Genomic DNA, 18,671 nt, shown 5'->3' with positions numbered 1-18,671 from the left:
GGCCTCAGATCACGATCAGGTCGGCTTGCAATGCGCCGGCCTGCTTCAGAGCTTCGAGAATTGCCATCAGGTCACCCGGTGCTGCGCCGACCTGGTTCACCGCACGGACGATCTCGTCGAGGGTGGTGCCCGGGCCGAACTTGAACATGGGTTTGGCTTCCTGTTCGGCATTCACTCGCGAGCGCGGTACGACGGCGGTCTGGCCGTTGGACAGCGGGCCCGGCTGGCTGACGATCGGGTCTTCGGTGATGGTCACCGTCAGGCTGCCGTGGGTCACGGCGGCTGGCGACACTTTCACGTTCTGGCCGATGACGATGGTGCCGGTACGCGAGTTGATGATGACTTTTGCCACCGCCTGACCCGGATCGATTTCAAGGTTTTCCAGGATCGACAGGTAGTCGACGCGCTGGCTCGGATCCAGTGGCGCAGTGACCCGCACCGATCCGCCGTCGATGGCTTGGGCGACGCCAGGGCCGAGCATGTCGTTGACCTTGTCGACGATGCGCTTGGCGGTGGTGAAGTCGGAGCGGTTGAGGTTCAGCGTCAGGCTGTTGCCCTGGTTGAAACCGCTCGGCACCGCACGTTCCACCGACGCACCGCCCGGTATACGACCGGCCGACGGAACGTTGACGGTGATCTTCGAACCATCGCGGCCTTCAGCGTCGAAACCGCCGACCACGAGATTGCCCTGAGCGATCGCATAGACGTTGCCGTCGATACCCTTGAGCGGCGTCAGCAGCAAGGTGCCGCCACGCAGGCTCTTGGAGTTACCGATCGAGGACACGGTGATGTCGACCTGCTGACCCGGTTTGGCAAACGCTGGCAGATCGGCGCTCACCGACACCGCCGCGACGTTCTTCAACTGCACGTTGCCCGATCCCGGCGGCACCTTGATGCCGAACTGCGAGAGCATGTTGTTGAAGGTCTGCAGGGTGAACGGGGTCTGCGTCGTCTGGTCACCGGTGCCGTTAAGCCCGACCACCAGGCCGTAACCGATCAACTGGTTGGAGCGCACGCCGGAAATGCTGGCGATGTCTTTCAGCCGCTCGGCGTGTGCGGTGAACGCCGCAGACATCAACAACGCGGCCACCATAAGGCTTTTCAGATTCAACGTAGCCACCTAGAAAGGGAACAGCGGGCTGAGGAAGAAACGGTCGAACCAGCCTGGCTGACTCGTATCGGCAAACGCGCCGGTACCCGAGTAGGTGATGCGCGCATCGGCGACACGGGTCGACGACACGGTGTTGTCGGTCGCGATGTCATCGGCGCGGACCATACCGGCGATGCGCACCAGTTCGTCACCGGTGTTGAGCGTCAGCCACTTCTCGCCACGCACGGCGATGATGCCGTTGGGCAGCACGTCGGCCACGGTCACGGTGATCGAACCGGTCAGGCTGTTGCTCTGCCCGGACTTGGCGTCGCCCTTGGTCGAACGGTCGGCGCTGTAGCCGGCGTTCAGGCTCAAGTCGCCACCACCAATCGGGTTGTTGGTGGTCAGGCTGGAGCCGAACAACGAGGTCAGGCCGATCGAGTTATCGCTGTTCTTGTCCATCTGCGAGTTGGCGTTCTTGCTCGCTTGGGTGCGCTCGTTCAGGGTGATGGTGATGATGTCACCGACCCGGAACGCCTTGCGGTCGCTGTACAGGTTCTGCTCGAAGCCGGCCTGATAGATCGAGCCGTTGTTGGCAGCCGCCGGCAGCGGTGTGCGCGGCAACACCGGGGCGTAGTAAGGGTCATTGGGCTTGGGCGTCGGGGCGACGCAGCCCGCGAGCGAGACGACCCCACTCAATGCCAGAACAGATACAAAGCGCTTCATGACCCTACCTCACGGTGTTGCTGGCGACCTCAGGCCGCCCCAAAGACTGGATTACAGATTCTGCGTTACGAACGAGAGCATCTGGTCGGCGGTGGAGATCACCTTGGAGTTCATCTCGTAGGCGCGTTGAGTGGTGATCATGTTGACCATCTCTTCAACGGTGCTGACGTTCGAGGTTTCCAGAGTGTTCTGCAGCGTGGTACCGAAACCGTTCAGGCCCGGGGTGCCGATCTGTGGCGCGCCGGAAGCCGCGGTTTCCAGGAACAGGTTGTTGCCCACGGCTTGCAGGCCGGCCGGGTTGATGAAGTCGGCGGTCTGCAGGTTGCCGATCACTTGCGAGGCCGGGTTGCCGGCGATGGTGATCGACACGGTGCCGTCACGGCCGACGGTGAAGGTCTGCGCATCGTTCGGGATGATGATCGCCGGCTCCAGCGCGAAACCGCTGGCGTTGACGATCTGGCCATTGGAGTCGAGGTGGAAAGTACCGTCACGGGTGTAGGACGTGGTGCCGTCCGGCTGCAGGATCTGGAAGAAACCGCGACCGTCGATGGCCATGTCCAGCGGCTGCTCGGTGGTTTGCAGGCTGCCGGCGGTGAAGTTTTTCTGGGTGCCGACAATGCGCACACCGGTACCCACTTGCAGACCCGACGGCAGTTCGCTGTCCTGGGTCGACTGGGCGCCTGGCTGACGCTTGATCTGATAGAGCAAGTCCTGGAACTCGGCACGGTCACGTTTGAAACCCGTGGTCGAGACGTTCGCCAGGTTGTTGGAAATGGTGGTCAGGTTGGTGTCCTGGGCGGACAGACCGGTTTTGGCAACCCATAGAGCCGGAAGCATTCGATTCTCCTCGTGCGCCTGTTTTACGGCGCGACGTTCTGATAATTAGCTGATCTGCAAGACCCGAGCCATGGCCTGGTCGTCGTCTTTGGCGGTGTTCATCATCTTGACGTGCAACTCGAACTGCTTGGCCAGGGCCAGCACCGAAGTCATTTCTTCCACGGCATTGACGTTGCTCGACTCGAGGAAACCCGAGACCAGTTTAACGTTGGCGTCGGCTTGCGCCGGCTGACCGTCCTTGGTGTAAATCGAACCGTCGAGACCTTTGTTCATGTTCTTGATGTCCGGGTTGACCAGTTTGATCCGGTCGACTTCGGCCATGACGCGGGGGCCTTCGCCCATTGCGCGAATGCTGATGGTGCCGTCTTCGCCGACTTCGACCTGCTGCTCGGGCGGCACGGCGATCGGGCCGCCATTACCGATCACCGGCATGCCGTTGCCGGCGCGCAATACGCCGAGGGCGTCGATGTTGAGACTGCCGGTACGCACGTAGCTTTCGCCGCCGCCGGGGTTTTGCACGGCGATGAAACCGTTGCCGGATACCGCGACGTCGAGTTCACGGCCGGTCTGCACCAGTGAGCCCGGCGTGAAGTCGGTGGCGGGACGTTCGCTCATGGCAAACGCCCGCGCCGGAAAGCTGTCACCGAACACCGGCATCGAACGCGCCTGCTCGAGGTCGCGCTGGAAGCCGTTGGTGGAGATGTTCGCCAGGTTGTTGGCATGCGCCCGCTGCGCCAGTGCGTTCTGGCTGGCGCCGGTCATTGCCACATAAAGGTACTTGTCCACTGTGTTTCCTCTGCATGCCGGACGTTTGCCGCCCACCGCTGTACTGCTCAGCCATAAGCAATTTGCAGACCAACTTTTTATTGGCGGGCGAAGGCCCGGTAAACAGGGGACTTGAGGGGATCGGAGGGGGAATTTGAAATGGGTGGAAGACGAAAAACCGGCGGTGTCATGCCGGTTAGTGGCAATCCTGAGTTCGGCGGGGGATGGCGATCCTGTGGCGAGGGGATTTATCTCCGTTCGGCTGCGCAGCAGTCGCCAAGCCTGCAAATGAGTTCGCTGGGAAGGAAAAGCGGGGCGACTTCGCCGCCCATCGGGGATAAATCCCCTCGCCACAAAGGCTCTATTTAGCTTTCGGAGGTTTTGCCAACCTCATACTCACGCAACTTGTTGGCAATCGTCGTGTGCGAAACCCCCAGCCGCTTGCCCAACTGCCGACTGCTCGGATGCTCTGAATACAAGCGCTCCAGCACCGCTTTCTCGAAACGCCCGACGATCTCGTCCAGACTTCCGTCGAGGGAGAAATCGCCAAGCGGCTGACGCACGCCGTAATCCGGCAGGCGAATATGTTCGGCCTTGACCGTGCCGCCGTCGCACAGGGAAACCGCCTGGAACAGCACGTTCTCCAGCTGCCGCACATTGCCCGGCCAGTGGTAATGGCTGAGGCGATCCATCGCCGCCGGGGCCAGTTTCGGCAGCGGACAGCCGATCTGCCGACTGGCCTGATCGAGAAAGTGTTCAACCAGCGGCGTCAGACCGTCGAGGCATTCGCGCAGCGGCGGGATGTGCAGCGACAGCACGTTCAAGCGGTGATAGAGATCCTGGCGAAACTCGCCTCGCGCGCACAATTCGGACAAGTCCACCTGGGTCGCGCAGATCACCCGCACATCGAGATAGACCTCTTCATCACTGCCGACGCGACGGAAGCAACCGTCCTGAAGAAAGCGCAGCAGCTTGACCTGCAAGCGCGGGCTCATCTCGCCGACGCCATCGAGAAACAGCGTGCCGCCAGCGGTCAACTCCAGCAGGCCAAGCTTGCCCTCAGCGCGAGCGCCTTCGAAAGCGCCGGGGCCGTAGCCGAACAGTTCGGTCTCGGCCATCGACTCCGGCAGTCCGGCGCAGTTGAGCGCCATCAACGGTGACTGTCCACGCGGGCTGGCGAGGTGACAGGCGCGCGCGAGCAGTTCCTTGCCGGTGCCGGTTTCGCCTTCTATTAATAGCGGTGCATCCAGCGGCGCCATGCGTCGCGCTTCGCGGACCACAGCGGCCATGACTTTCGAGCTCTGGAAAATACTGTCGAAGCCGCGCAGTTCCTGTTTGCGCACGTTGTAGATGCGCTCGCCGACCCGATCGGCGCGGTGCAGCGTCAGCACGGCGCCGGCCATGGCCTCGCTGTCGTCGTGCTCCGATTGCAGCGGCGCGATGTCGGCGAGAAAGATGTCGCCCTTGACCTTGACGCGCATGCCGTTGATCCGCGATTTGTTGGCGCGCACCAGTTCGGGCAGGTCGAAATCCTCGGCGTAGCGCGACAGCGGAATCCCCGGCACCTCATCGACGCGCACGCCGAGCAACTGCGCCGCCGCGCGGTTGGCCGCAACGATCGAGCCGCCCATGTCGATCGACAGCACCGGAAACTCCAGTGCGCCGAGCAGTGCGTTCAATTCCATGTGCCGGCGTTCACTGGGCATCAGGCCAACGCGCTTGACTCCGAACACCCCGCCGATCGCCTCGAACTTGGGGCGCAACGCCTGGAACTGGATGTTGATCAGGTTCGGGCAGTGCAGGTAGATCGCATTGCCATGCTCACCGCCAACTTCACCGCGGGCAACGTTGATCCCGTACGCCACCAGCAGATTGAGAATGTCGCGCAGGATGCCGATGCGGTTCTGGCAGTGGACTTTGATGCGCATAGAAAAAGGCCCGACAGGTTTGAGAGGTAAACACATGTCCTTGTGGCGCGCCCGAGGCAGAGTTTTCTGTGGAGGCACGCAGATAGTTGTCAAGATTATGTGACAGCCCCTGCCCTTTTCAAACCCGCCAATCACCGTAAATGCGCATTACCCGACAAAGCGTAACGATAACTTTACGAAACAAGCAGAATTTTCCTACGCATTCACCGCTCAACATGCTGCGCAGCTTCGCGCTCTGGGGTATTCATTTAGCCATCGCTGGACATAACAAGAATTTCCTAGCAGGAGAGCAGCATGAAGCAGACGCACTACGTGGCTCGCGAGCCCGATGCGCAAGGTTTTATCGACTACCCCGCCGAAGAACATGCGGTGTGGAACACGCTGATCACTCGCCAATTGAAGGTGATCGAAGGTCGCGCGTGCCAGGAATACCTGGACGGTATCGAAAAACTCGGTCTGCCCCACGACCGCATCCCGCAACTGGCCGAGATCAATAAAGTCCTCGGCGAGACCACCGGCTGGCAAGTTGCCCGGGTGCCGGCACTGATTCCTTTCCAGACCTTTTTCGAGTTGCTTGCCAGCAAGCAATTCCCCGTCGCCACCTTCATTCGTACCCGCGAAGAACTCGACTACCTGCAAGAGCCGGACATCTTTCACGAGATCTTTGGTCATTGCCCGTTGCTGACCAACCCGTACTTCGCCGAATTCACCCACACCTACGGCAAGCTTGGCCTGCAAGCGACCAAGGAAGAACGCGTGTATCTGGCGCGGCTGTACTGGATGACCATCGAATTCGGTCTGGTCGACACCCCGCAGGGCAAGCGCATCTACGGTGGCGGAATTCTGTCCTCGCCGAAAGAAACCGTTTACTGCCTGTCGGACGAGCCCGAGCATCAGATTTTCGATCCACTGGAAGCCATGCGCACGCCGTATCGCATCGACATTCTGCAGCCGCTGTACTTCGTCCTGCCCAATCTCAAGCGCCTGTTCGATGTGGCCCATGAAGACATCATGGCCATGGTTCGCCAAGGCATGCAGCTGGGCTTGCACGCGCCGAAATTTCCGCCGAAACCCAAAGCCGCCTGAACCGCGACTTTTGCTGACAATTGCGTCTGTCCGTCGCCGCCACTTTGCTTTAGCGTGACGGCATTGGCGGCACACGCGCTTTAATAAAAAACACACTCGTTTTCAGGAATACACCATGTCGACTTTGAACCAAGCCCACTGCGAAGCCTGCCGCGCCGATGCGCCACAAGTCAGCGATGAAGAACTGCCGATCCTGATCAAGCAGATCCCTGACTGGAACATCGAAGTACGCGACGGCATCATGCAGCTGGAAAAAGTTTTCCTGTTCAAGAACTTCAAGCACGCGCTGGCGTTCACCAACGCCGTGGGCGAGATCTCCGAGGCCGAAGGTCACCACCCGGGCCTGCTGACCGAGTGGGGCAAAGTCACCGTGACCTGGTGGAGCCACTCGATCAAAGGCCTGCACCGCAACGACTTCATCATGGCTGCGCGCACTGACGAAGTGGCGAAGACCGCAGAAGGACGCAAGTAATGCACTTCGACGCCATCGGCCGGGTCCCCGGCGACCCGATTCTCGGTTTGATGGAGGCCTATGCGCAGGATGCCAATCCGCGCAAGTTCGACCTCGGCGTTGGCGTCTACAAGGATGCTCAGGGCCTGACGCCGATCCCGGAAGCGGTGAAAATCGCTGAAGCGCGACTGGTCGAAAGCCAGGACACCAAGACTTACATCGGTGGCCACGGCAATCCGCTGTTCGGCAAGGTCATCAATGAGCTGGTACTCGGTGCCGACTCGCAACTGATCACCGAACAACGCGCCGGCGCTAGCCAGACCCCGGGCGGTACCGGTGCCTTGCGGCTGGCGGCAGACTTCATTGCGCAATGCCTGCCGGGTAAAGGCGTGTGGTTGAGCAACCCGACCTGGCCGATCCACGAAACCATTTTCGCCGCCGCCAAGGTCAAGGTCAGCCACTACCCGTACGTCGGCAGTGACAACCGCCTCGACGTCGAAGCGATGCTCGCCGTGCTCAGGGAAGTGCCGAAGGGTGACGTGGTGCTGCTGCATGCGTGCTGCCACAACCCGACCGGTTTCGACCTGAGCCATGACGACTGGAAGCGTGTGCTTGAAGTGGTGCGCAGCCGCGATCTGCTGCCGCTGATCGACTTTGCTTATCAGGGTTTTGGTGATGGCCTGGAGCAGGACGCGTGGTCGACCCGGTTGTTCGCGGCGCAACTGCCAGAGCTGCTGGTCACCAGTTCCTGCTCGAAGAACTTCGGCCTGTACCGCGACCGCACCGGTGCGCTGATCGTCTGCGCGACCAACGCCGACAAGCTCACCGACATCCGCAGCCAACTGGCCAACATCGCCCGCAATCTCTGGTCGACGCCGCCGGATCACGGCGCGGCGGTGGTCGCGACCATCCTCGCCGATCCAGAGCTGAAAGCGCGCTGGGCCGATGAAGTGGAAGCCATGCGCTTGCGAATCGCGCAGTTGCGCAGCGGTCTGGTCGAAGCGCTGGAACCCCACGGTTTGCGCGAGCGTTTTGCGCACATCGGGGTGCAACGCGGGATGTTCTCCTACACCGGCCTGTCGCCGGAACAGGTGAAGACCCTGCGCGAGCGGCACAGCGTGTACATGGTCAGCTCGGGCCGGGCCAACGTCGCCGGCATTGACGCCACCCGCCTCGCATTGCTCGCTGACGCGATCGCTGACGCCTGCAAATAGTTTTTGCAGTACACAACCCGGTCGGAGCGGGCCCTTGTGGCGAGGGGATTTATCCCCGCCCGGCTGCGCAGCAGTCGTACACCGTTGCTCGCGGAGTGTCAGACATTCCGCGAATGCAGGGTCTGGGGCAGCTTCGCAGCCCAGCGGGGATAAATCCCCTCACCACAGGGCCCGTTCCCACATTTAGTTTTCGGTTGATCTCGCGCCCTGCGGCCATCTGTCGCATTAATTTGAATTAAAAGTCTGATTGTCATTTTTCCTGCTGTATCCTGCGCAGGCTTTGTAAAGCGCGGAGCACCTGATCTATCAACAGACTTAGCGAGGAGCGCAACCATGCACGAGATTCCCAATCTCCCCTTCCCAAGCCTGCACGTACCTGAGCAGACGACCCCGCAACACGCCGGTGCTGAAAAGCCCGAGCCGCAAGAAGCCGCTGACAGCCGCAAAGCCGACAGCGAAGAGTAAGACCCGCCGTACAGACCGTGTGGAAAGCGCTAACATGCGCTTTCCACACTGCCTGAAACCCGAGCCCGCCATGACCGATGAATTCTCCGAAAGCCAAGCTGCCGTGCTGATCGGCGCCACCGAGAAAATGATCGAGATGTGGAATCGCCTCTCACCCGAGAAACAGGCCACCCTGCTCGAGCGTTTCGGCAGCGAAGAAAACGCCCTCGCCGCCCTCGTCACCACGCAACTGGTCGCCCCGGCGAATCCTGAAAGCGCCGCCCGGCAAATAGTTTTCCTTTCCCCCGCCCCTCTGCGGTTCACGCCGGTATCATGAGCAGCCTATCTAATCTGCTGCTCCCGTGGATCGTTACCCATGTCGTCTATATCCGAGCCCCAGCGTCCGCTGGCGGTCACGCTGCAAGTGGTCTCCATCGTCCTTTTCACCTTCATCGGTTACCTGAACATCGGCATCCCGCTCGCCGTGTTGCCGGGCTACGTCCACAGTGACCTCGGTTTCGGTGCGGTGATCGCCGGGCTGGTGATCAGCGTGCAATACCTCGCCACCCTGCTCAGCCGCCCGTATGCCGGCAAGATCATCGACAACCAGGGCAGCAAACGCGCAGTGATGATCGGCCTCGCTGGTTGCGGCTTGAGCGGTGTGTTCATGCTGATTTCCGCGTGGACGCCGAACCTGCCGCTGCTGAGCCTGATCAGTCTGTTGATCGGCCGTCTGGTGTTGGGCAGTGCGGAAAGCCTGGTCGGTTCCGGTTCGATTGGCTGGGGCATTGGTCGGGTTGGCGCGGCGAATACGGCGAAAGTGATTTCCTGGAACGGCATCGCCAGTTACGGGGCCCTGGCGATCGGCGCGCCGTTCGGTGTCTGGCTGGTAAGCAGGTTGGGGCTGTGGAGCATGGGCGTGAGCATCATCCTCCTCGCTTTGCTCGGTCTGGCGCTGGCATGGCCAAAAACCGCTGCGCCGATCGTCGCCGGCGAACGTCTGCCGTTCATGCATGTGCTGGGCAAAGTCTTCCCTCACGGCTGCGGACTGGCGCTGGGCTCGATCGGTTTTGGCACCATCGCCACCTTCATTACCCTGTATTACGCGACCCAGCACTGGGACAACGCGGTGCTGTGCCTGAGCCTGTTCGGCGCCAGCTTCATCGGCGCGCGGCTGCTGTTCGGCAATCTGATCAACCGCCTCGGCGGCTTCCGCGTGGCGATTGCCTGTCTGTCGGTGGAAACGTTGGGACTGTTGCTGTTGTGGATTGCTCCGGATGCGCATTGGGCACTGGCCGGTGCGGCGCTGAGCGGTTTCGGCTTCTCGCTGGTGTTCCCGGCGCTGGGCGTGGAAGCAGTAAATCTGGTGCCAGCCTCGAGCCGTGGCGCGGCGGTCGGTGCCTATTCGCTGTTCATTGATTTGTCGCTGGGGATCACCGGGCCGCTGGCCGGGGCGATCGCAGCAGGATTCGGTTTTGCTTCGATCTTTCTGTTCGCAGCCTTCGCGGCGTTGAGCGGACTTGGCTTGAGTGTCTATCTGTACAAGCACACGGCGAAGTATCGCGAGGTTTAGAAGTCCACTTTGCCGCGCCCGGCCTTGATACTGCCGCGCTTGGTTTTCGACTCGAGCCGACGCTTCTTCGAACCGAGGGTCGGCTTGGTCGGGCGGCGTTTCTTTTCCACTTTGGTGGCGCTGAGAATCAGCTCGACCAGCCGCTCCAGCGCATCGGCGCGGTTGGCTTCCTGGGTGCGGTATTGCTGCGCCTTGATGATCAACACGCCGTCGCTGGTGATGCGACTGTCACGCAGTGCCAGCAGGCGTTCCTTGTAGAACTCCGGCAATGACGAGTTGGGAATGTCGAAGCGCAAGTGCATGGCGCTGGAGACCTTGTTGACATTCTGCCCACCGGCGCCTTGCGCGCGGATGGCGGTCAATTCGATCTCGGCATCCGGCAGATGCACGTTGTTGGAAATCACCAGCATGGAAAAGCGTCCGTAATCAGAGCGTGCAGGATAACCTGATTCACTCAACCTCTGTGGGAGCGAGCCTGCTCGCGAAGGCGGTGTGTCAGTCGGCATTTACGCAAGCTGGTACGACGCTTTCGCGAGCAGGCTCGCTCCCACAGGGGAATATTTTGGGATCTCTGGAAACAACAAACCCGGCACTCTGGCCGGGTTTGTCGTTTCTGCCTGCGCGGTTATTTCGCGGTCGCAGCCACCACCGGCTGCACACTGCGCTTGTTCTTGATCAGGTAGCAGACCCACATGAATACCACCCACACCGGAATCGCGTACACCGAGATCTGAATCCCCGGGATCAGCAGCATCACGCCGAGGATGAACACCACGAATGCCAGGCAGACGAAGTTGCCGTACGGGTACCACAGCGCCTTGAACAGCGGCGTCTGTTTGGTCTGGTTCATGTGCTGGCGGAACTTGAAGTGCGAGTAGCTGATCATCGCCCAGTTGATTACCAGCGTCGCAACCACCAGCGACATCAGCAGTTCCAGCGCGTGCTGCGGGATCAGATAGTTGAGCAACACGGCAACCAGCGTCACTGCCGCCGAAGCCAGAATCGAACGCACCGGCACGCCGCGCTTGTCGATCTTCGCCAGACCTTTCGGCGCATCGCCCTGCTCGGCCATGCCTAGCAGCATGCGGCTGTTGCAGTAGGTGCCGCTGTTGTATACCGACAGCGCAGCGGTCAGCACGACGAAGTTAAGGATGTGCGCGGCGGTATTGCTGCCGAGCATCGAGAACACTTGTACGAACGGGCTGCCGCTGTAGGAATCGCCGGACGCGTTGAGGGTTTCCAGTAGGCTGTCCCACGGGGTCAGCGACAGCAGGATCACCAGTGCGCCAATGTAGAAAATCAGGATGCGGTAGATCACCTGATTGATCGCTTTCGGGATCACGGTTTTCGGCTTGTCGGCTTCAGCGGCGGTGAAACCGAGCATTTCCAGACCGCCGAAGGAGAACATGATGATCGCCATGGCCATCACCAGACCGCTCACCCCATTGGGGAAGAAACCACCGTGGGACCACAGGTTGCTCACCGACGCCTGCGGGCCGCCGTGGCCGCTGACCAGCAGGTAGCTGCCCAAGGCGATCATGCCAACGATGGCCACAACCTTGATGATCGCAAACCAGAATTCGGCTTCACCGAAGACTTTGACGTTGGCCAGGTTGATCGCGTTGATCAGCACGAAGAATGCTGCCGCGGAGACCCAGGTCGGGATGTCCGGCGCCCAGTAATGGATGTACTTGCCGACCGCTGTCAGCTCGGACATGCCCACCAGAATGTACAGAATCCAGCAGTTCCAGCCCGAGAGGAACCCGGCGAAACCGCCCCAGTATTTGTGCGCGAAATGGCTGAAGGAGCCGGCCACCGGCTCTTCGACGATCATTTCGCCGAGCTGGCGCATGATCATGAAGGCGATGAAGCCGCAGATGGCGTAGCCGAGGATCATCGACGGGCCGGCGGATTTCAGTACCCCGGCAGAACCGAGGAACAATCCGGTACCGATCGCGCCACCGAGGGCGATCAGTTGAATATGGCGATTTTTCAGGCCGCGTTTAAGCTCGCCTGATTGCGAGGGTTGTCCACTCATGAAAAGGTCTCACGCAAGGTTTGATGATGTTCAGTAGACGTTGCTGCAAGGTTGCGATTTCAGGCAGCCCCGATCAAACCCCAGCGCAGGCACCAGGAGTTCAGCTCATTTACAACGGTCATGCGTCACCTGTTTGTTTTTATCTGTGACGAAATCGAACCCGGCACGCTTGTGGCGCGGCGGAGTGAACAAGGCGGATAGCCTCGAGATTTTTGCGATTACGCAGAGGGTCACAGTTAAAACGCGGCGCATTGTACACCGCTAACCCCCTGCTGCCAGACCCGCCTGATCAGCGTGTCGGTTGCCGGGATTGCATGTGTCCGCCTCGACAGTCTCGAGCGGCTGCAAAATGTGAGTCAGGCCTTTGCAGGCCATCGACGGGGACGAGGAGAAAACCGTCCCACGGGGAGAAGTGGAAATCAGTCGCGGCGTACATTGCGCCTCCTTCTTGTTATTCGCCTGCACAACAGGCATGGGGCGCATCACACCCTGCCTGAAGGCTGGAAACAAGCGCGCCAGAGCCCTGCGTGGCGCACGCTCCCTCGGATTACGGAAGCTTTTCCTTACAACGGAGGGCGAGACGGGAAATCACCGCGTTGGCGGGCCAATACCGTCAGGTTTTCTTTACAACGCGTAACGAATATTTTCCGAATCAGAAATTTCTGTAGGACGTCTGCATATTGACGGTCGCTAGCTTGCTATCAATTTCACCAACCTAGTTTTTTGTTTTCAAATAAGAAAATCCATCCTGAAAAACAGAACAAAAAGTCTATTTAAAAATTAAATGGATAAATTTTTGCATTCACAAAAACGCTCAACTAGGTTCTTCACGTCTCACCGGCCACCTCGACCGGTCAGTCATAAACCGTGAAATTCTCTAGGAGATCGACCATGCAAGCACTGGAAAAAGACTTGGATACCGAACTGCAACTGGACGAATGGTTTGAAGCGCCAACTCATGAGGCCGCTGTGGAAATGATGCAAGCCGACGCGGTGGTTCCGTTCGGCACGGCGATGTGGCCTCTGTAAGACATCCCGGGCAGGCACGGTCCGGCCGGTCGTGCCTGCCGCTTCATTCCCCGGTCAGTCAGGGAGGATTCATGGATAAGCCCCGCGCCATCTCGCATTTCCTTTACTACCTCGAACATCACCCAGCCCTCGCCGGCCTCCACTCGGCGAAGGTCATGCTCGGCCATACCGCCGACTACGAAGCCCTGACCGGCGCCATTGCCGAACAGGCCGGCGAGCATCCGCGCTTTCAGTTCAGCGCTCGGCGTCTGGACCTGGAAAGTACCGCAGCGCTGTCCGAGGCAATTGCCGACAGCGATCTGTACATTTTCTTCTACGACTCCTCCACCCTGCCCAACCCACGCCCCGACGGCCCGGAGTTCGTTCGTGCGCTGCAAGCGGTCATGGCGGAAAACTGGAGGAAGTCGCTGCTGTTCAAGGATTACGGCGACTATTTCTACGACACCTTCAGCATCACCCCGCAACGCATCGCCGGACTCAACAGTCACCTGATCCAGCGCATGTCCCAGGCGACCACGCTGAGTTTCAAGGACGATCACGGCTCATGGTTCGAAACACCGATGAGCAGCATCAAAAAGTGGACCGACATCAACGGCGTCGGCAACTTCGACCTCGCCCCGGGCGAAATCGCCACCCACAGCGAAGCCATCAATGGCCACGTGAAGTTCAAGGGTACCTTCCTCAGCACCATCCCCTTCGCGCGCAAGTACGGCGTGCTGGAATCGCCGCTGGAATTGTGGATCGAGAACTCGACCATCAGCCGCATCGCCACCGACGTGCCGGGGCTGGAGCATGATTTCAACAAATACCTGGATGCCAACCCTTCAAACCGACGGATTGAGGAGTTGGGGATTGGCACCAACGAAGGCGTGAAGGACCTGTATGCGCGCAATGCAGGGTTTGAGGAGCGACACTGTGGGCTGCATCTTGGATTAGGCGGTGGCGCCAAGGGCAGTCATCACCTGGATCTGATCTTTTCTGGCGGGGTGTTGGCACTGGATGACAAGCCGGTGTTTGATGGGCGGTTTGTGTTTTAGGCGACTGACGCCTTCGCGAGCAGGCTCGCTCCCACAGGGGATTTATGTAAGCCGCAGATGATCGTTCCCACGCTCCGCGTGGGAATGCAGCCCGGGACGCTCCGCGTCCCTTCCAAAGCCGAACGCGGAGCGTCCGTTGAGGCATTCCCACGCAGAGCGTGGGAACGATCGGTGTCAGCACAGACTTTCGTCCAGACAAAAAAAACGCCAACCCTGAGGTTGGCGTTTTTGCTTCAGCTTGTAGCTTGTAGCTTGTAGCTTGTAGCTTGCAGCTAGTAACTCACAGCTGCCTTATTCCGGCCTTTTGCGACCGAAACCCGGGCGCTGACCGGAACCGGCCGGTGCGCCGCGACGCTTGCCGGAGGGCTTGTCGCCGTCGACCAGTTTGATCCCCGGACGCTTCGGCGCCGGTTTGGCCGGGCGCTTGTTGCTGGTGTCGGCAGGACGATCCGCCACTGGCGTACCGCGACCGGCAGGAGCGCCGCGTTCGCCACGCTCGGTACGACCATTGGCCGGACGCGGTGTGCGCTCGCCGTCACGGGCAACCGGCTTGCGACCTGGACGCTCACCTTCAATCTGCGGCTCACGGCTCGGGCGCGGTGCGGTGGGTGCGCCAGCGGCTGGACGCAGAGTACGCACGCGCTCGGTCTTGGCCATTGGCCGCGACGATTTGCGCTGCATGCGTTCGAGCTTGTCCTTGCTCTTGGCGTTCAGCTGCGGCATTGCCACCGGGGTCAGGCCGACTTCGGCGCTGAGCACGTCGACTTCGTACTGGCTCATTTCGCGCCAGCGGCCCATCGGCAGGTCGGAGTTGAGGAACACCGGACCGAAACGCACGCGCTTCAGACGGCTGACCACCAGACCCTGCGATTCCCACAGACGACGCACTTCACGGTTGCGCCCTTCCATGACCACGCAGTGGTACCAATGGTTGAAGCCTTCACCGCCCGGCGCCTGTTGAATGTCGGTGAAACGCGCTGGGCCGTCTTCCAGCACCACGCCGGCCTTGAGGCGTTCGATCATCTCGTCATCGACTTCACCGCGTACACGCACGGCGTACTCGCGGTCCATCTCGTAGGACGGGTGCATCAGACGGTTGGCCAGCTCACCGTCAGTGGTGAACATCAGCAGACCGGTGGTGTTGATGTCGAGACGGCCGATGTTGATCCAGCGGCCCTCTTTCGGACGCGGCAGCTTGTCGAACACGGTCGGACGGCCTTCCGGGTCGTCACGGGTGCAGATTTCGCCGTCGGGCTTGTTGTACATGATCACGCGGCGCACCGATTCGGCAGCCTCTTCGCGTTTGATCACCTTGCCATCGATGGTAATGGCGTCGTGCATGTCGACGCGCAGGCCGAGGGTGGCGTCTTTGCCATTGACCTTGATCCGGCCCTGGCTGATCCAGGATTCCACGTCACGGCGCGAGCCGACGCCGATACGGGCGAGGACTTTCTGCAGCTTTTCGCCTGCTGGGCCGATTTCCTGGTCGTCTTTCTGATTGATGTCACTCATCTGGGCACCTCCCGGTGTGGTCTGTTCAGGCGGCGCCTGAAGTATTGAAAACTGGGTCCAGGCCGAAGGGATCGGCGAAGGGTCGCGAATCATACGCGGATGTGCGCCATCGCGCATCAGAGACTAGCTGATCGATTGCCGGTTATTTCTTTTTCCGCCGACCGGCACCACCGAGTTTGATCAGACGCAGCGCGGCTTCCGCCAGCACGGTGCGTTTGTCGTCCTTGTCGAGTTTCTTCCAGGCCTTGATCTCGCGCTTGCTGCGACCGCAACCCAGGCAGATGTCTTCGGAGAATTTGCAGAGGCTGATGCAGGGGTCTTTGGTTGAGCTCATCGCAATCTCCAGAACGACATTTCACGCTGTGGGAGCGAGCCTGCTCGCGAAGGCGCAGTGTCATTCAGTATTGATGTATCTGACACACCGCCTTCGCGAGCAGGCTCGCTCCCACAAGGGTCTTCACTGGTTTCTCAATAGGCGTCAGTCTTCGAACTCGCGCCGTTCGGCTTCGATTGCCTCGGCCAGTGCGCGGGCTTCGGCTTCTTCTTCGCTGAGTTCCGGTTCCGGCTGTTCGAGGGCGGCGACAGCGGCCAGGAGTTTCTCGCGGGCCTCGGCGACACCGAGAATGTCTTCTTCCGGTTCGGCGTCAGGCGCGGCTTCAAGTTCAACTTCAAGTTCAACTTCAACTTCAACTTCAACTTCACCAACCGGCGCGGTGATCTCAGGCTCAGACACCGGCGCTTCGCCATCCACCGCATCGCGCAGCAAGTCGTCGAAGTCGGTCTTGATCCCCTCTTCCATGCTGTCCAGCTCCAGCAGCAGGGAATGGAAACTGGTTTCTTCCTTCTCCTCCTCCGGCTCGGCGCTGGCGTCGGCCAGTTCCTGCAGACTCTGCGGCACCGGCGCGTCGTCAAAGTCGAGCACCGGTTCGGCTTCCATCTCGCGCAGTTCGGCCAGCGGCGGCAGGTCTTCGAGGTTTTTCAGGTTGAAGTGATCGAGAAACGCCTTGGTCGTGGCGAACATCGCCGGTTTGCCCGGCACGTCGCGGTAACCGACGACGCGAATCCACTCACGCTCGAGCAAGGTCTTGACGATGTTGCTATTGACCGCCACGCCACGCACATCTTCGATTTCGCCACGAGTGATCGGCTGGCGATAGGCGATCAACGCGATGGTTTCCAGCAAGGCGCGGGAATAGCGCTGCGGGCGCTCTTCCCAGAGTCGGCCGACCCACGGCGAGAACTTCTCGCGGATCTGCAAGCGATAGCCCGACGAGACTTCCTTGAGCTCGAAGGCACGGCCCTCGCAGGATTTGCCGAGCAGGGTCAGGGCTTTCTTGAAGACCGCCGGCTCCGGCCGCTCGCCTTCTTCAAACAGTTCATACAGGCGCTCAAGGGATTGCGGCTTTCCCGAGGCCAATAGAAAGGCTTCAAGCAGGGGCGCCAGCTCGCGGGGTTCAGTCAGGTTCATGTTTCGACTCGTTATTCGGCTCGGGCTCGCACGTGGATCGCGGCGAACGGCTCATTCTGCACCAGCTCGACCAAGGATTCCTTGACCAGTTCAAGGATCGCCATAAAAGTCACCACCACACCCAGGCGACCTTCTTCAGCGGTGAACAACTCGACAAACGGCACAAAACCGCCGCCCTTGAGTCGTTCCAGCACATCGCTCATGCGCTCGCGGGTGGACAGCGCTTCACGGCTGACCTGGTGGCTTTCGAACATGTCGCCACGGCGCAGCACTTCGGCCATGCACATCAGAATCTCTTCCAGCGCGACGTCCGGCAACAGCTTGCGCGCCCGCGCTTCCGGGGCGTCGAGCTTGGGCACGATCACATCCCGGCCGACCCGGCTCAGCCCATCAATACCTTCGGCAGCGGCCTTGAAGCGCTCGTATTCCTGCAAGCGGCGGATCAGTTCAGCGCGCGGGTCGTCTTCTTCATCTTCAACGGTTTCGGCGCGAGGCAGAAGCATGCGCGATTTGATCTCGGCGAGCATCGCCGCCATCACCAGGTATTCGGCGGCCAGCTCCAGACGCACCGATTGCATCAACTCGACATAGCCCATGTACTGGCGGGTGATTTCCGCCACCGGGATGTCGAGGATGTTGATGTTCTGTTTGCGGATCAGGTACAGCAGCAGGTCGAGCGGACCTTCGAAGGCTTCAAGAAAGACTTCCAGCGCATCCGGCGGGATGTACAGGTCCAGCGGCATTTCCATGACCGCCTGGCCATAGACCATCGCGAACGGCAGTTCCTGCTGGGCGCCGGCCTGGGGATCGACCACGGTTTCCACTGCGGACATTCAGGCCTCGACCATGAACGGCGTCGGATCGCCGCAACCGACGCGGACCACTTCCGGGTCGTCGCCGGTCAGGTCAATCACCGTTGAGGCCTTGATGCCGCCGAAACCGCCATCAATGATCAGATCGACCTGATGCTCAAGCAACTGGCGCATTTCGTAAGGATCGCTGAGTGGGTCTTCGTCGCCGGGCATGATCAGCGTCACGCTCATCAGCGGCTCGCCGAGTTCGGCCAACAGCGCCAGCGCGATCGGATGGCTCGGCACGCGCAGGCCGATGGTGCGCTTCTTCGGATGCAGCAACAGGCGCGGCACTTCGCGGGTGGCGTTGAGAATAAAGGTGTAAGGCCCCGGCAGGTGCGCCTTGAGAATGCGGAAGGTGCCGGTGTCGATCTTGGCGTAATTGCCCAGTTGCGACAGGTCGCTGCAGATCAGCGCGAAGTTGTGCTTTTCATCGAGCTGACGCAGACGGCGCACACGCTCGATGGCGGTCTTGTCGCCGATCTGGCAACCAATGGCGTAGGACGAGTCCGTGGGATAAATCACCACCCCGCCCTTGCGGATGATCTCGACCGCCTGTTTGATCAGGCGCGCTTGCGGGTTTTCCGGATGTATCTGGAAAAATTGACTCACATTCTCTACC

General features: G+C 60.5%; 19 protein-coding genes and 1 pseudogene. 8 read left to right on the top strand and 12 right to left on the bottom strand.

All coding sequences use genetic code 11. The annotated features are described in order from the left end of the window. Positions 1 to 4 precede the first annotated feature (4 nt). The 5 genes from OC605_RS15055 to OC605_RS15035 all read right to left on the bottom strand — a co-directional run bounded on the left by OC605_RS15055 (position 5) and on the right by OC605_RS15035 (position 5,346). Positions 5 to 1,093 (bottom strand): flagellar basal body P-ring protein FlgI, encoded by a 1,089-nt coding sequence (locus tag OC605_RS15055; RefSeq protein ID WP_024012083.1) that lies wholly within the window; start codon positions 1,091 to 1,093, stop codon positions 5 to 7. Positions 1,094 to 1,120: 27 nt separating this feature from the next. After that, positions 1,121 to 1,816, bottom strand: coding sequence for a flagellar basal body L-ring protein FlgH (flgH, locus tag OC605_RS15050; RefSeq protein WP_016771110.1), 696 nt, complete (start codon positions 1,814 to 1,816; stop codon positions 1,121 to 1,123). Positions 1,817 to 1,867: 51 nt separating this feature from the next. After that, positions 1,868 to 2,653: a flagellar basal-body rod protein FlgG gene (flgG, locus tag OC605_RS15045; RefSeq protein WP_016771111.1), complete on the bottom strand. Its 786-nt coding sequence runs from the start codon at positions 2,651 to 2,653 to the stop codon at positions 1,868 to 1,870. 45 nt (positions 2,654 to 2,698) lie between these two features. Next, the gene (locus OC605_RS15040; protein ID WP_042607504.1) at positions 2,699 to 3,439 is read right to left on the bottom strand and encodes a flagellar basal body rod protein FlgF; all 741 of its coding nucleotides are present in this window, start codon (positions 3,437 to 3,439) and stop codon (positions 2,699 to 2,701) included. Between the two features lie 344 nt (positions 3,440 to 3,783). Next, on the bottom strand, positions 3,784 to 5,346 hold the full coding sequence (locus OC605_RS15035) for a sigma-54-dependent phenylalanine hydroxylase transcriptional regulator PhhR (protein ID WP_016771113.1): 1,563 nt from the start codon (positions 5,344 to 5,346) through the stop codon (positions 3,784 to 3,786). 294 nt (positions 5,347 to 5,640) lie between these two features. Here OC605_RS15035 and phhA point away from each other — a divergent pair, with 294 nt between their 5' ends. The 6 genes and pseudogenes from phhA (at position 5,641) to OC605_RS15005 (ending at position 10,114) form a co-directional block, all read left to right on the top strand. Then, positions 5,641 to 6,432, top strand: coding sequence for a phenylalanine 4-monooxygenase (gene phhA, locus OC605_RS15030; RefSeq protein WP_186566031.1), 792 nt, complete (start codon positions 5,641 to 5,643; stop codon positions 6,430 to 6,432). A gap of 115 nt (positions 6,433 to 6,547) precedes the next feature. Beyond that, on the top strand, positions 6,548 to 6,904 hold the full coding sequence (locus tag OC605_RS15025) for a 4a-hydroxytetrahydrobiopterin dehydratase (RefSeq protein ID WP_016771115.1): 357 nt from the start codon (positions 6,548 to 6,550) through the stop codon (positions 6,902 to 6,904). Further along, entirely contained in the window at positions 6,904 to 8,097 is a 1,194-nt protein-coding gene (locus OC605_RS15020; RefSeq protein WP_262137924.1) for an amino acid aminotransferase, read from the top strand. Before OC605_RS15025 ends, OC605_RS15020 begins: the two co-directional genes overlap by 1 nt. A 333-nt stretch (positions 8,098 to 8,430) precedes the next feature. Next, positions 8,431 to 8,562, top strand: coding sequence for a hypothetical protein (locus tag OC605_RS15015; protein ID WP_016771117.1), 132 nt, complete (start codon positions 8,431 to 8,433; stop codon positions 8,560 to 8,562). A gap of 70 nt (positions 8,563 to 8,632) precedes the next feature. After that, positions 8,633 to 8,812: pseudogene (locus OC605_RS15010) on the top strand (hypothetical protein); the annotation flags it as partial. 114 nt (positions 8,813 to 8,926) lie between these two features. Next, positions 8,927 to 10,114 carry an MFS transporter gene (locus OC605_RS15005; RefSeq protein WP_041479047.1) on the top strand — a complete coding sequence of 396 codons (1,188 nt, stop codon included), beginning with the start codon at positions 8,927 to 8,929 and terminating at the stop codon, positions 10,112 to 10,114. Here the strand turns inward: OC605_RS15005 and arfB are convergent. Both arfB and OC605_RS14995 read right to left on the bottom strand, forming a co-directional pair. Continuing rightward, the gene (arfB, locus tag OC605_RS15000; RefSeq protein WP_016771119.1) at positions 10,111 to 10,524 is read right to left on the bottom strand and encodes an alternative ribosome rescue aminoacyl-tRNA hydrolase ArfB; all 414 of its coding nucleotides are present in this window, start codon (positions 10,522 to 10,524) and stop codon (positions 10,111 to 10,113) included. The genes OC605_RS15005 and arfB overlap by 4 nt on opposite strands. Positions 10,525 to 10,739: 215 nt before the next feature. Beyond that, positions 10,740 to 12,152 (bottom strand): amino acid permease, encoded by a 1,413-nt coding sequence (locus tag OC605_RS14995; protein ID WP_039761099.1) that lies wholly within the window; start codon positions 12,150 to 12,152, stop codon positions 10,740 to 10,742. Between the two features lie 891 nt (positions 12,153 to 13,043). Here OC605_RS14995 and OC605_RS14990 point away from each other — a divergent pair. Further along, a complete protein-coding gene (locus OC605_RS14990; RefSeq protein ID WP_003222780.1) occupies positions 13,044 to 13,181 on the top strand; it encodes a hypothetical protein in 138 nt (45 codons plus the stop codon). Positions 13,182 to 13,252: 71 nt separating this feature from the next. Beyond that, the gene (locus OC605_RS14985; RefSeq protein ID WP_186566035.1) at positions 13,253 to 14,218 is read left to right on the top strand and encodes a leucyl aminopeptidase; all 966 of its coding nucleotides are present in this window, start codon (positions 13,253 to 13,255) and stop codon (positions 14,216 to 14,218) included. Positions 14,219 to 14,509: 291 nt separating this feature from the next. Here the strand turns inward: OC605_RS14985 and rluB are convergent, their stop codons facing one another. The 5 genes from rluB to OC605_RS14960 form a co-directional block, all read right to left on the bottom strand. Then, positions 14,510 to 15,730 carry a 23S rRNA pseudouridine(2605) synthase RluB gene (rluB, locus tag OC605_RS14980; protein WP_262137920.1) on the bottom strand — a complete coding sequence of 407 codons (1,221 nt, stop codon included), beginning with the start codon at positions 15,728 to 15,730 and terminating at the stop codon, positions 14,510 to 14,512. 142 nt (positions 15,731 to 15,872) lie between these two features. Further along, a complete protein-coding gene (locus OC605_RS14975) occupies positions 15,873 to 16,064 on the bottom strand; it encodes a DUF1289 domain-containing protein (RefSeq protein WP_073472829.1) in 192 nt (63 codons plus the stop codon). Positions 16,065 to 16,208: 144 nt separating this feature from the next. After that, positions 16,209 to 17,198 (bottom strand): SMC-Scp complex subunit ScpB, encoded by a 990-nt coding sequence (gene scpB / locus OC605_RS14970; protein ID WP_262137919.1) that lies wholly within the window; start codon positions 17,196 to 17,198, stop codon positions 16,209 to 16,211. Between the two features lie 11 nt (positions 17,199 to 17,209). Then, the gene (locus OC605_RS14965; RefSeq protein WP_172828192.1) at positions 17,210 to 17,908 is read right to left on the bottom strand and encodes a segregation and condensation protein A; all 699 of its coding nucleotides are present in this window, start codon (positions 17,906 to 17,908) and stop codon (positions 17,210 to 17,212) included. A gap of 123 nt (positions 17,909 to 18,031) precedes the next feature. After that, positions 18,032 to 18,661 carry an L-threonylcarbamoyladenylate synthase gene (locus tag OC605_RS14960; RefSeq protein WP_016771124.1) on the bottom strand — a complete coding sequence of 210 codons (630 nt, stop codon included), beginning with the start codon at positions 18,659 to 18,661 and terminating at the stop codon, positions 18,032 to 18,034. Positions 18,662 to 18,671 lie beyond the last annotated feature (10 nt).

Origin of the sequence: Pseudomonas sp. Marseille-Q5117 (genome assembly GCF_946901175.1) — a bacterium.
Taxonomy (GTDB): Bacteria; Pseudomonadota; Gammaproteobacteria; order Pseudomonadales; family Pseudomonadaceae; genus Aquipseudomonas; species Aquipseudomonas iranensis.
The sequence above is the reverse complement of the archived record's forward strand: the minus strand, read 5'-3'. Positions and strand labels throughout refer to the sequence as shown.